Source organism: Exiguobacterium sp. s28, from assembly GCF_018618135.1.
GTDB lineage: Bacteria > Bacillota > Bacilli > Exiguobacteriales > Exiguobacteriaceae > Exiguobacterium > Exiguobacterium mexicanum_A.
In genome coordinates, this window is the sequence record NZ_JACSLL010000015.1 from 59,132 (window position 1) to 71,574 (window position 12,443).

Genomic DNA, 12,443 nt, shown 5'->3' on the forward strand with positions numbered 1-12,443 from the left:
GATGCGAGTCACACAGACGATGCTCACACAGACGAACTTGAAACACTTATCGAGCAGCTATAACAAGCTCGCCCAAGTGCAAGAACAGCTCATCAGCGGGAAACGGATTCAACGGGCCTCAGAAGACCCGGTCGTCGCCATGCAAGGCATGCGCTACCGGACCGAGGTGCGTGAGGTCGACCAATTCCGCCGCAACGTCAGCGAAGCGACGAGCTGGATGGACTTGACCGACTCGACGTTGAACGAAGTGACGGAAGCCGTCAAACGGATTCGCGAACTGACGACGCAGGCGGCGAACGACACGTACGAGTCGTCGCAACGTCAAATTATCCAAAGTGAGATCAATCAGTTGATCGAACATATCGGCTCACTCGCGAACGCGAAGTCGGGGGAGAAATATATTTACAACGGCACGAAGACGGACCAACCACTCGTCGACATGGACGCCTTGAAGGCGTTCCTTGCCGACCCGAACGGGGACGTCAACAGCATCTATCCGGACGGGGCACCGGCCGCGAGCGGGAAAGTCGCCTTTGAAGTATCGAAAGGCATCACCGTCCAAGTGAACATGCAACCGGAGACGGTGTTCGGGAGTGACGTGTTCGCCGGACTCCACGACCTCGTCTCGAAACTGGCCGACCCGAATACGACCGGGGAAGTGCTCTCGAACGAGCTCGCCGACCTCGACGTGATCGCCCAAAACTTGATCACGGAACGGGCCGAGCTCGGGGCGCGCGCCAACCGGCTAGAACTCGTCGACAACCGCCTGCAAGAACATGAGATCATCGCCAAGACGATCATGTCTGATAACGAAGACATCGACATCGAAAAAGTCATCATGGAGCTCAAGTCTCACGAGACGGTGCACCGGGCCGCGCTATCGGCCGGCGCCCGAATCATTCAACCGACGCTCCTCGACTTCCTCCGGTAAGCGATGAACATCGCCCGGCTTGAGATGCGGCAGACGCAGGCCGCGATTCAAATCACGTCGAACCGGCCCCACCTCGAGATGAGGCAAGGCCGGGCCGATGTGTCGATGACGCAAGGCAAGGTCGAGATGACCCAACAGACGACAGGCGGTACGCTCGAGGTCGACTCGTCGGTCGCGCGCAGTGAAAGCAACTTGAAGGCGGCGCTCGAGCTCGGGCGCCATTTCGGTCAGCTCGGGGAACAGGCGGCCCGGGAAGCGACCTCGACTACGGCCCGGGACGGGGACCGGCTCATGCGCATCGAGAACGGCAACCCGATCGCCGCGATGGCCGCTGAGAAGACGAGCGCCCCGTACCCGGTCGTCGACATGGACTTCATGCCGAAATCGCTCGACCGCGTGAAGTTGACGTATACGCCGGCGGATGTCAAAATCGAGTGGAACCTGACGCCGGCACAGATTGATGTATCACTCACCCCGGCCGACATTTCGTTCACGCCATGGACGACGGACATCTCGCTCCGTCAGCAGGCGTCGCTCGAAATGTGGCCGGTCGGTGGCATGTATGATGAGACGCGTTGAAAGTGAGGACAACCCATGTTCATTGAGACAGACTATTTTGGCAAAATCGAAGTAAATGAAGAAGAGACGATCTCGTTCGTCAGCGAGATTCCCGGATTCCCGGACTCGAAGACGTTCACCCTCATCCCGTATGGGGACGAGCTCCCGTTTTGGTCGCTCCAGTCGCTCGAGGACCCGGCCTGCGCCTTCGTCGTGACGAACCCGTTCTGGCACAAGCCGGACTATGCGTTCGAATTGACCGACGGCGCGAAAGAACAGCTCGGCATCGACGAGGCGGAGCACGTCTCGGTATATGCCATCGTGACGCTCCGTGAGCCGTTCGACGCCTCGACGCTCAACTTGAAGGCACCGATCGTCATCGAGACGAAAGAGCGCCGCGGGAAGCAAGTCATCTTGGATGACGTTTACCCGGCCCGGTTCCCGCTCGGCGGTCAGAAAGAAGAGGTGCGCTGATGCTCGTATTGAAACGAAAACAAGGCGAGGCGATCCATATCGGGGACGACGTGACGCTCACCGTGCTCGCCATCGAAGGCGACCAGGTCAAGCTCGGCATCGACGCCCCGCGCCATATTGATATCCATCGCCATGAGGTGTACGTCCAGATGCAAGCCGAGAACGAATCGGCTCGGGACAGCGCCAACTTGATGAAACAGATGATGCAAAACAAGTCGGAGGCGTGAGCTTCCGGCTTTTTTAGCTGTCCTAAAATTTGGATAGGGTGACATGCGTCACTTTTGTACGATAGGATAGGGGGAAAGAAACGGCGGGAAAGGACGAGGTAGTTTGGGTCAAGTCATCAATATCTTTTTTATCAATATCAGTATCATCTATCTCGTCTTGTCGCTGACGTTGTACCTCATGCGCCAATTGTTGCCGATCCAGACGGGTTCTCCTTACGCGGTCCGCATCTGGTTCGGTCTCGCCATGGGGCTCGCGGCCGTGTTGTTGACGGTCAACTCGTTCCAAGTCGGGGAAGCACGAGTCGATTTACGAATCATCCCGCTCGCGCTTTCAGCGGCCTATGCCGGACCGATCGGTGTCACTGTCACGATGGGCTTGACGCTCCTCGGTCGCTTCGCCCTCGATGGCATGACGGAGCAGTTCGTCAGCTCGTTCGGTACGCTCGGACTCTTCCTTGTTTTGTCGCTCGGGTTGAGTCGACTCGTGCTGCGGCGCGGCCACTTATATTCGGCCTATCTCGTCTTCGGGACCGTGCTCGTCTTGTTCCGCATCGCCGGCAACGTCCCGATGCATGCGTTCACGACCGTGTTCTTGCCGTATTTTGCGATCACGTTCCTTGGCGGCTGGATGTGCTACTGGGTCGCGAAACAAATCGAGACACATCTGCGCATGTTCCGGCTCCATACGCAGCGGGCGACGATCGACGAACTGACCGGGCTTCCGAACCGCTATATGACGCTCGAGCGGTTGAACGAGGTCGAGATGTCGGGTCTCCCTTGGGCGCTGTTCGTCATCGACGTCGACCGCTTCAAGCGGTTGAACGATACATATGGGCACCGGGCCGGTGACGCGGCGCTTCACCACATCGCCCAAACGTTACAGGTGAACTGTCCGGAGGGCTGCTTCGTCGGCCGTTACGGCGGGGAAGAGTTCTTGATGGTACTCGAGGACGTCGGAGACGTGAGGTCGATCGCCGACGACATCGTCACCGTCGTCCGGGACACACCGTTCTCGTTCGAAGGGACAACAATCCCGATGACGGTGTCGATCGGGGCCTCGCTCGCCGGGGCCGAACCGGGCACCCTCGTGTTCGAACGGGCCGACGCCGCCCTTTATCACGCCAAGACGAGCGGGCGTGACCAAGCTAAAATCGGATAAACAAAAAATCGGTCCCAGTGGGCCGATTTTTTAGTGGATATTTTTCTTTTTGAACTGGCCGCCCCGGACGTCATGGATGTTGCCGATGGCGAGGAACGCCTTCTCGTCATAGTCATCGAGGATGTCTTTCAGCTTCGTCTCTTCGAGTCGGCTGATGACGGTGAAGACGACTTTCTTGCCGTCGCCCGTATAGGCCCCTTCACCGTGTAGATACGTCACGCCGCGGCCGAGCCGGTCCATGATGGCCTGACCGATGTCGTCCGGCGCCGTCGTGATGATCCACGCCGCCTTCGACTGGTCGAGCCCCTCGAGCACGATATCGATCGTCTTGAAGGCGACGAAGTACGTGATGAGCGAGTACATCGCCCGGTCCCAGCTGAAGACGAAGCCGGCTGTCCCGAGGATAAAGATGTTGAAGAACATGACGATCTCGCCGACGGAGAACGGTAAGCGGTCTGTGAACGACACGGCCAAAATCTCGGTCCCGTCGAGCGATCCGCCGGCCCGGATGACGAGACCGATGCCGGCCCCGAGCAAGAAGCCGCCGAACACGGTCGACAACAGCAGGTCGTCGGTGAACGGCTCGATCGTATGGAGCAAAATCGTGAAGCCGGACATGAGCATGATGGCGATCAACGTGACGACGGCGAACGTCTTCCCGATCTGACGATAGCCGAAGTAGATGAACGGCAAGTTGAACAGGACGAGCCAGATGGCGAGCTTCGTCTCCGTCAAATACGACGTGATGATCGAGACGCCGACGATGCCGCCGTCGATGATTTGGTTCGGGACGAGGAACGCCTCGAGCCCGATGGCGAAGATAAAGGCACCGATCAACAGGAGCAGCCCCTTGGCGAGGAGTTCGGTTGGTTTGATCGGATTGTGGACACGTTTCAAACGGAGCACTTCCTCCGGGGTCGGGGAAGGCATCGGTGGACGCTGCATCGGGGTTCACTCCTTTTTTCTTTTTAGTATAGCAAACCTCACACGGAATTTAGTGGATGAGGCAGGAAATCTGACACAAGTTATGGAACACATGGGGATTCGGAAAGGAGAGTACGTATGCGTCCGCTTCTGTTAGGTGTACTCGCCGCCTTGTTTTTTGCGAGCACGTTCGTGTTGAACGAATCGATGCAAGTCGGAGGTGGTCACTGGGCGTACAGCGCCTCGCTCCGCTTCCTGTTCATGATCCCGCTGCTCATGCTCGTCGTGTCCGTCCGGGGTGGCATGACCCGAGTGCGCCGCGCCATCGTCGATCAGCCATGGCCGTGGCTCGTCTGGGGGACGGTCGGCTTCGGTCTGTTTTACGTCCCAATCTGTCTCGCCGCCGAGGTCGCCCCGCCTTGGCTCATCGCCGGCACGTGGCAAGTGACGATTATCGCCGGGGCGCTGTTGTCGCCGCTGTTCCGCCGAAGTGACGGGAAGCGGGAGCGGATTCCGTGGACGGCGCTCCGTTTCTCGGGACTCATCCTGTTCGGCGTCGTCTTGATGCAAGTCGAGTTCCTCGCTGACTTCGAGCCGCGTTTCTTGGTGGTGGGTGTGCTCCCGGTACTGATTGCTGCGTTCGCCTATCCGCTCGGCAACCGGAAAATGATGGCCCACACCGACTTCGACGTGTTCGAGCGTATCCTCGGTATGTGTATCGGTTCGCTCCCGGTCTGGCTCCTCCTGTTCGGTTACGGTCTGACGACGGGTTCGCCCACGGGTTCGCAATTGACGCAGACGCTACTCGTCGCGCTCTTGTCGGGCGTCGTCGCGACGGTGCTCTTCTTCAAGGCGACCGACCTCGTCAAACACGACATGGGGAGACTGGCGACGGTCGAGGCGACGCAGGCACTCGAGGTGCTATTCGCGCTCATCGGCGAGCTGATTTTCCTTCAGGCGCATCTGCCGTCCGGGCTGTCGCTCGTCGGCATCTCGTTCGTCATGGTCGGGGTCGTCTTCCACAGCCGTAGCCAGTTCCGTGTAAAGGAGAAGACGATGCCGGCGGCGAATCGATACGACAAGGAGGGATGAAGATGAAACCGTGTGGATTGTTCGGCAAATTGACGGCCGTCCCGGGCGAGCGTGAGATGCTGCTCGCCATCTTGCTCGAGGCGGCCGAGGCGATGGAACGAGAGGCGACGTGTTGCGTGTATCAAGTCGCGGCGTCGCTCGACGACGAGTCGATCGTCGTGTATGAGGTATGGGAGAGTGTCGAGGCGCATCAACAGTCGCTGTCGCTTGAGACGACGCAGACGTTGATCGGACGGGCGAAGCCGATTTTGGCTAACATCGAACGCTTGGCTGTGTTCGAGCCGAGAAGCAAAAATTAAAAAATCCACGTCCGAGGACGTGGATGGCGGGTCAAGCTTTCGTCAAGCTGCCTTTGACTTTCTCATAAAACTCGTCCATCATCCCGGTACGGCTACCGAGCTGGCAGATGAGTTCGAGCGTTTCTTTATAGAACTTTTTGACGAGTCCTTTGTTTTTGATCCCGTCCATCGACGCGAGCGTCTTGTCGAGGTTTTGAAGGATCTCTTCGATTTGGTCGTCCGAGTCCGGCTTCACGACCGTCATGTTGTCCGGGATTTTGACGACTTTGTCTTGTTCCTGGTGACGGAACGAGGCGCCGAAGCCGAGGTTCTCGATGAACAAGTGCGGCATCACTTTTTGGCCGAAGAACTGTTTATGCCACTCCGTCGCTTTCATCGTGTCCATGTCCTGCTTGAACGTGGACGCCGTCGAGACGTACTTTTTAAATAGGTCGGTCATGAACTTTTCGATGACCGGGATTTGAAGGGCGAAGACGTTTTTCAAGAGCGCGTCGAGCTGTGCGCGTGACAATTGTTGTTCGTTTGACATGTCGGTTCCTCTTTTCTATAATGCGATACTTTTATCGTATGGGATTGCGGAACGTGCGTCAACGCATCGCTAAACATTTTTTCAGAATATTTAATGATTTAAGGACATTTTGTGCGATAATCGTCTCATGGCAAGACTAAAGAGGAGTGAATCCACATGAACAAAACAATGAAATGGGCCGTCGCGCTCGGCGTGACGGGTGCCCTCGTCGCAACGGTCGGTGTCGTCTCGTCCCGGGGGCGGACTGACGATACGACGCAGACGATTCGTGACCGTGAGCTCGGTTATGAGATCATTCTCCCATCGAAAATCGTCGAGGCGATTGAGCGTGGGGACGTCTATATCGAGAAGGCGCAGGACGTCGTCGATGTCGGCGATCAGAACAGCTACGGCACGTTCGACCTCTACTATAACGTCGAGGACGGCGACGACCAGTTGTTGTTCCATTTGGACTTGATTGACCGTGAACTATCGGAAGCGGCGTTCGTAGAGGAAGTCGGCTACGGCAACTACCTCGGTGCGAGCGACAAGACGTTCTTCTGGGTCGAACCGACCGAGGCCGTCCCGGGTGCCGAGGCGCACACGGATGAGATCGCGGAGTTGCTCGAGACGCTTCCGGAGCTCGAGTTCCGTACGTTATGAGTCCGCCCGCTACGGCGGGCTTTTTCGGTTATGCTACAATATGACGTGAGGTGATCACATGAATTGGACAGTAGAAGAAGTGAGACAAGCAGAACAGGTGGCGGCGCTCGAGGCAGCGGTCAATGACTTTGACAAGATTGACGTGAAACTTGGACATGTGTCAATCGGTCAGAACGATTACGCCGTCTATGACAATGATACGCTCGTCGGGTATATGGTACTCTTTCCATATCTCCCGAACGAGTATGAAGTGAATGCGCTCGTGCATCCGGACTACCGGAAGCAAGGTGTCTTCACGGCACTCTTTGAAACGGCGAAACAGGATGCGAAACAGAACGGTTGTGAGGCGTTCACGTTCGTCATCGACCGCAAATCGAAGGACGGCAAGGCGGTCATCGATCGTCTTGGCGCGGCGTATCAGTTCTCGGAATATAACTTGGTGCTCAAAAAAGCCGAGCTGTTCTTGAAGCCAGACGAGGTGTCGCTCCGTGAGGCGACCGATGCCGACCGTCCGCTCATCATCGAGACGCTCTCTGAAGCGTTCGGCGATCCGCTCGACGTGACGGAGAACATCTATCAACAAATCGACACACCGGACCGCGTGACGTACATCGGTGAAGTCGACGGTCGTCCGGTCGGAATCATCCGTGCGCTCCTGTCAGGTGAAGATGCCGGCAGCATCCACGCGTTCGGTGTCAAGGCGGACGAGCAAGGCAAGGGATACGGCACGAAGATGTTGAAACAGATGGTCCAGCAACTGTTCCGCATGGGCCGGACGAAACTCGAACTCGACGTCGAGACGGAAAACAAGGCCGCGCTCGAGATTTACAAGCGGGCTGGGTTCGCTGAAAACGGCGGCTATGAGTTTTATTTGTTAGAACTGTGAGGTGAGACAAATGGTTCGAAATTTGAAATGGATGGGTGCTGCCTTCGAGGCGCTCCTCGGCATCCCGGCGCTCGGCGGGCTGTTCATCATTAGCATGGGTTATACACCGCTCGGGTTCATGCTCGTGTTCCACATCGTGGTACTCGTCTTGTCGATTAGGCGGCTGAAGCGGATTTCGGTCGGGCCGATCGTCGGCATCACGGCGTCGGTGCTCGGGTTCATCCCGTTCCTCGGCATGATGTTGCACTGGACGGCCGCGATCGCACTCGCCATCGATGCGCTTTTGACACCGCGAACAAGTGCATATGACAAAAGAAGACGACCGATTTTGAAATGAACGCTCTCGGAGACGGGGGCGTTTTTTCATTGACCAAAACTTCAACTGAAAACGCTATACAAAAGCTGGCAATCGGACGATATAGTAGGTGATGAATTACACAGAGGAGGAACTCATAGTGAAGCTATTCAAAAACTTTACGACCCAACTGCTCGCTTGGATTTTGGTCACATCCTTTATTACGGGCGGAGCGGTCGGCTGGATCACGCTCTTGCTGCTCACGGAGCTTGAGATGGCGAAAGGTCAGGTCATGCTCGTCGGGACGGCCGTGGCCTTGCTTATTTCAGGGATTGGTGGCGCTATCATCTACTTGATTGCCCGTCGCCCGCTCAAGGCGATCGAATCGGCGTCGGATAAGGCGGTCGAGGTCGGCAATGGCGATTTGACGGTCGTGTTCGCGAGCGAAACGACGACAGACCGTTCGGAGATGGGGCGTCTGCTTCTGTCGATGGACAACATGGTCGGACACCTGCGGGAACAAGGGACGAACATGCGTTACACGGCGGACCAGCTCACCGGTTCGGCGCAAGAGATCGCGGCAGCGGTCCAAGAAGGGAATATCGCCGGTGAGAACATCCGTCAAGCGATGGACGCCTTGAACAAGATGCTTGAAGACAACGTCAACGCGACATACAGCTCGATGGACTTACTCGGTGCCGTCGCTCGGACGATGGAGAACATCCGAAACGAGATGGGCTCGGCACTCGAATCAGCGAGTGAGATGCAACAAGAGGCGGAGAGCGGTAAAGGCCTCGCCTCGTCGTCGGTCGATGCGATGCATGCGATCGCTGGCAAAGTCGAGCAGTCGTCGACGCTCAACAGCAAGTTGACGGAGATGACAGGTGAGATCTCGCGCATCACGGATGTCATCAGCGACATCTCGGCGCAGACGAACTTGCTCGCCTTGAACGCGTCGATCGAAGCGGCACGCGCCGGAGAGCATGGACGCGGATTCGCGGTCGTCGCGGCCGAGGTCAAGAAGCTCGCCGAACAGACGGCAAATTCGACGCAAGAGATCACGGATTTGATTGTTGACGTCAAACGTCTCGTCGGCGACACGTCGTCTTCGATGGCGAACGTGAAAGCGGAAGTGGAGACGGGCGTTGGTCTCGTCGAGAAGGCGGGCGGTGCGTTTGCATCGATTCACAACTCGGCGAACGAAGTGTACAGCCACGTCCATTCGGTCGATGCGCTCTTGGATGAGTCGCGCGGACAGATTGACTCGGTCGTCACGAACTCGGCTGGCATCGTCGGCATGGTCGAAGAGGCGTCACGCTACGCGACGGAAGTCACGTCAGCGGCGAGCCAACAGGCGGCGAGTCTCGGTGAAGTGAACGGCGCGATGACGGAGCTCGTCCGTGTCGCGGAGAGTTTGCAGAATGAGACGGAGCAAGTGAAGGTAGAAGCGTAAGGAGGAGCGGCCCAGTGATGGGTCGTTTTTCTATGAAGGACGGTTCGGTAAGGATTTATGGCGTATACTTAGCATATTCGTGAGTGAGGGGTGACCAGGGTGGAGAAATTTAGCGTTGGCAAGGTGAATGAATTAACCGTCGAGAAAATGAATGAATTGCTCGACTGGACGTATGAGAAGTCATTGAATGGTGTACCGACGATGGATACGGCGTATGAACTGGCTGAGGAATATACGCGGAAGTATGGCGTTGAAAAAGGGATTGATCGCTTGATCACGACGCAGTTGGCCGCATGCGGGACGAGCGGCTTCTTGGCAGGAGTGAGCGGCCTGATTCTAATGCCTGTCGCAATCCCGGCGAACGTCGGGTCGGTTCTCTATATTCAAATGCGTATGATTGCGACGATTGCCGTCATGCGAGGATATGACTTGAAAGATGATCAAATCCGGACGTTCGTCTATATCGCGTTGACCGGAAAAGCAGCTGGAGAGGTGATGAGAAAAGCCGGAGTTGAAGTCGGGAAGAAATTGACCGTCAATATGATTAAGAAGATTCCGGGATCGACCATCACAAAAATTAATCAGAAGGTCGGATTTCGCTTGTTGACGAAGTTTGGGAGCACCGGTGTGGTTAACCTAGGTAAGATGGTTCCTCTTGTCGGAGGTGTTATCGGAGGCGCGTATGATGCGACGACGACGAAGGTGATTGCTAAGGCGGCGAAAGAACTGTTTGAAGAGCTAACACCTGAAGTGGTGATCATTACGGAATGAAGAGATGAGGGCGTATGCGTAAGCGTGCGTTTTTTAGTTAACAGAATGAGAAGAAGTTCTCGGTTTGAGAATTAATTTTGCAAAAACGCTAAACAGAATCGAGATGACTCCGATATAGAGTATGGAAACGATAAAACGTTCCAACTAATACAAGGTGAGGGGCCGGCCTAAGCCTTGTATGCTCGGACAAATGGATTTGGAAGAGCGGAAAAAACTCAAACCTATGGAGGGAAATTAAAATGATTATTAACCACAACATGAACGCAATGGGTGCACATCGCAATATGGCATTCAACACAACACAAACTGGTAAAGCGATGGAGAAATTATCTTCAGGTCTTCGCATCAACCGTGCGGGTGACGATGCTGCTGGTCTTGCAATCTCTGAGAAAATGCGTGGACAGATTCGCGGTTTGGATCAAGCGACTCGTAACTCGCAAGATGGTATCTCAATGATTCAAACGGCTGAAGGTGCGTTGAACGAGACACATTCAATTCTTCAACGTATGCGTGAGTTGGCAGTTCAGTCGTCTACAGATACAAACACTACGAGTGATCGTACTAAAATTCAATCTGAAGTTGATGAACTCGCAAAAGAAATTACACGTATCTCAAACACAACAGAATTCAATACTAAAAACTTGTTGGCAGGTGGGCTTGACAGCACTTTACACATTGGAGCTAATGCCTCACAAAACTTAAAAGTGTCTGTATCTGCAATGGACGCTAAGAGTTTGGGCGTAGCTGGTGACTTGGTTTCTTCGACACTTACGACTGGAGCAGGGATTACTGGTCTCGCAAACTTGAATGCGGATTTGGGAGCAGGTGCCAATGTCACTGTTGACGCAACAGCAGCAAGTGAAGCTTTAGGTGCGGACACTATCACTGGAGCCGTGACTGAATCAGGAACGTACACTGGTACTCAGGACACCACTTATCAATTTAGAGTAGGTGCTGTAACTGGAAACGTTGTAGATGCTGTAGAAGTATCGAAAGACGGCGGTACTACATGGACTGCAGCAAGTAAATCTGGGTCTAACTTCGACCTCGGAGAAGGTGTAGTTATTGCTATTGCTGATGCAGTAGGAAATGCTACAGGTCAATCTGGATCGATTGCACTCACAGCCGCTAAAGCTACTATTCAACTCGCTAATACAGCTGGGAATATTGGTCCAGCTGTAACTGTACGAGGTAATCAATCAAGTGCGACAATTGGAGATGCGACTACTGGTAGAACTGCAGAAGTCACATTTAATTTCTCTACTATGGCAGATGGAAGTGCTGCAATTGCACAAACAAAACAATCTTCTGTTGCTGCAGTGACTGATGCTTCAGGAAATGTTACGACTAATGCAACAACGCAGAAGGGATTAAATGTTTCAACACAAAGCGCTGCTAACGTGGCTGTTACTGCAATTTCTAAAGCATTGGAAACTGTCTCATCTGAACGTTCTAAACTAGGAGCTGTTCAAAACCGTTTAGAGCATACAATCAACAACCTAAGTGTAGGTGCTGAGAACTTACAAGCAGCTGAATCACGTATTCGTGATGTAGACATGGCTAAAGAAATGATGAATTTCTCTAAAAACAACATCTTAAACCAAGCTGCACAAGCAATGATGGCTCAATCTCAATCACAACCACAAGCAGTTTTACAACTACTTCGGTAATGATTGACGGGCGTCTTATCTGGTAACGGATAAGAGTACCACTGGGTGAATTGCTGGGACTCCTTAGAGCCCTCCTTACGACAACGTGACTGGAAACGGTGAGCGTGAGCGTTATGAAAAAAGGAAGGGATTGGACAATCAGCAGCCAAGCATCTGTCAGGAAACTGTGATGAAGGTTCAACGACTAGGATGAACGACCTACCGACTTTACGTCCATGGTTATGAGATCCGTACCTCGGCAACGGCGAGGGAAGTGCCCAGCCCCTATTTTACAATAAATTATGATTTTATATTAAAATTGTAAAAGGGTGAAGATATAGTCTGGACCATATTGAAAGATATGGGTATCTGCAAGCAAATCAACAGCCACAAGCTGTACTTCAATTGCTCCGTTAACATAGCGATTGACCGTTTAAAAGTTATACTAAAAACCGTGGAGCTCATTGAAGTGCTCCCTGTCAAGTAGACAGGACAAATAATGAAAACCAGCCTAGGCGGCTTGAGACCTGTATTCGACAGGGCTCAAGCCGTTT

Annotated in this window: 15 protein-coding genes; 13 read left to right on the forward strand and 2 right to left on the reverse strand. The window is 54.4% G+C overall.

Translation table 11 applies throughout. The features are described 5' to 3' along the window. The first annotated feature begins 1 nt into the window (after nt 1). The 5 genes from flgL to KNP78_RS13700 all read left to right on the forward strand — a co-directional run bounded on the left by flgL (nt 2) and on the right by KNP78_RS13700 (nt 3,349). The gene (gene flgL, locus KNP78_RS13680; protein ID WP_214825029.1) at nt 2-931 is read left to right on the forward strand and encodes a flagellar hook-associated protein FlgL; all 930 of its coding nucleotides are present in this window, start codon (nt 2-4) and stop codon (nt 929-931) included. Between the two features lie 3 nt (nt 932-934). Further along, nucleotides 935-1,510 carry a DUF6470 family protein gene (locus tag KNP78_RS13685; protein WP_131472892.1) on the forward strand — a complete coding sequence of 192 codons (576 nt, stop codon included), beginning with the start codon at nt 935-937 and terminating at the stop codon, nt 1,508-1,510. A gap of 15 nt (nt 1,511-1,525) precedes the next feature. Then, on the forward strand, nt 1,526-1,963 hold the full coding sequence (fliW, locus tag KNP78_RS13690) for a flagellar assembly protein FliW (protein WP_138859041.1): 438 nt from the start codon (nt 1,526-1,528) through the stop codon (nt 1,961-1,963). Next, nucleotides 1,963-2,190, forward strand: coding sequence for a carbon storage regulator CsrA (gene csrA, locus KNP78_RS13695; protein ID WP_021066562.1), 228 nt, complete (start codon nt 1,963-1,965; stop codon nt 2,188-2,190). The genes fliW and csrA overlap by 1 nt, the downstream gene beginning before the upstream one ends. A gap of 103 nt (nt 2,191-2,293) precedes the next feature. After that, on the forward strand, nt 2,294-3,349 hold the full coding sequence (locus tag KNP78_RS13700) for a GGDEF domain-containing protein (RefSeq protein WP_214825036.1): 1,056 nt from the start codon (nt 2,294-2,296) through the stop codon (nt 3,347-3,349). 30 nt (nt 3,350-3,379) lie between these two features. Here KNP78_RS13700 and KNP78_RS13705 read toward each other — a convergent pair whose 3' ends face one another. Further along, nucleotides 3,380-4,294, reverse strand: coding sequence for a YitT family protein (locus KNP78_RS13705; RefSeq protein ID WP_214825039.1), 915 nt, complete (start codon nt 4,292-4,294; stop codon nt 3,380-3,382). Nucleotides 4,295-4,411: 117 nt separating this feature from the next. Between KNP78_RS13705 and KNP78_RS13710 the strand changes: the two genes are divergently transcribed. Next, on the forward strand, nt 4,412-5,365 hold the full coding sequence (locus KNP78_RS13710; protein WP_214825042.1) for a DMT family transporter: 954 nt from the start codon (nt 4,412-4,414) through the stop codon (nt 5,363-5,365). A 2-nt stretch (nt 5,366-5,367) separates the two neighbouring features. Then, nucleotides 5,368-5,664: a putative quinol monooxygenase gene (locus tag KNP78_RS13715; protein ID WP_214825045.1), complete on the forward strand. Its 297-nt coding sequence runs from the start codon at nt 5,368-5,370 to the stop codon at nt 5,662-5,664. A gap of 31 nt (nt 5,665-5,695) precedes the next feature. Here KNP78_RS13715 and KNP78_RS13720 read toward each other — a convergent pair whose 3' ends face one another. After that, a complete protein-coding gene (locus KNP78_RS13720; RefSeq protein ID WP_034778604.1) occupies nt 5,696-6,193 on the reverse strand; it encodes a hypothetical protein in 498 nt (165 codons plus the stop codon). Between the two features lie 156 nt (nt 6,194-6,349). Here KNP78_RS13720 and KNP78_RS13725 point away from each other — a divergent pair, with 156 nt between their 5' ends. The 6 genes from KNP78_RS13725 to KNP78_RS13750 all read left to right on the forward strand — a co-directional run bounded on the left by KNP78_RS13725 (nt 6,350) and on the right by KNP78_RS13750 (nt 11,910). Continuing rightward, entirely contained in the window at nt 6,350-6,835 is a 486-nt protein-coding gene (locus tag KNP78_RS13725) for a hypothetical protein (RefSeq protein ID WP_034778602.1), read from the forward strand. A 58-nt stretch (nt 6,836-6,893) separates the two neighbouring features. After that, nucleotides 6,894-7,721, forward strand: a complete 828-nt coding sequence (locus KNP78_RS13730; protein ID WP_214825048.1) for a GNAT family N-acetyltransferase — start codon at nt 6,894-6,896, stop codon at nt 7,719-7,721. 10 nt (nt 7,722-7,731) lie between these two features. Then, entirely contained in the window at nt 7,732-8,058 is a 327-nt protein-coding gene (locus tag KNP78_RS13735) for a hypothetical protein (RefSeq protein WP_214825051.1), read from the forward strand. A 118-nt stretch (nt 8,059-8,176) separates the two neighbouring features. Beyond that, complete coding sequence (locus tag KNP78_RS13740; RefSeq protein ID WP_214825054.1) at nt 8,177-9,469, forward strand: methyl-accepting chemotaxis protein; 1,293 nt, start codon at nt 8,177-8,179, stop codon at nt 9,467-9,469. Between the two features lie 99 nt (nt 9,470-9,568). Further along, nucleotides 9,569-10,240 carry an EcsC family protein gene (locus KNP78_RS13745; RefSeq protein WP_371819218.1) on the forward strand — a complete coding sequence of 224 codons (672 nt, stop codon included), beginning with the start codon at nt 9,569-9,571 and terminating at the stop codon, nt 10,238-10,240. A 239-nt stretch (nt 10,241-10,479) separates the two neighbouring features. Beyond that, nucleotides 10,480-11,910 carry a flagellin N-terminal helical domain-containing protein gene (locus KNP78_RS13750; RefSeq protein ID WP_214825057.1) on the forward strand — a complete coding sequence of 477 codons (1,431 nt, stop codon included), beginning with the start codon at nt 10,480-10,482 and terminating at the stop codon, nt 11,908-11,910. The last annotated feature ends 533 nt before the right edge of the window (nt 11,911-12,443 follow it).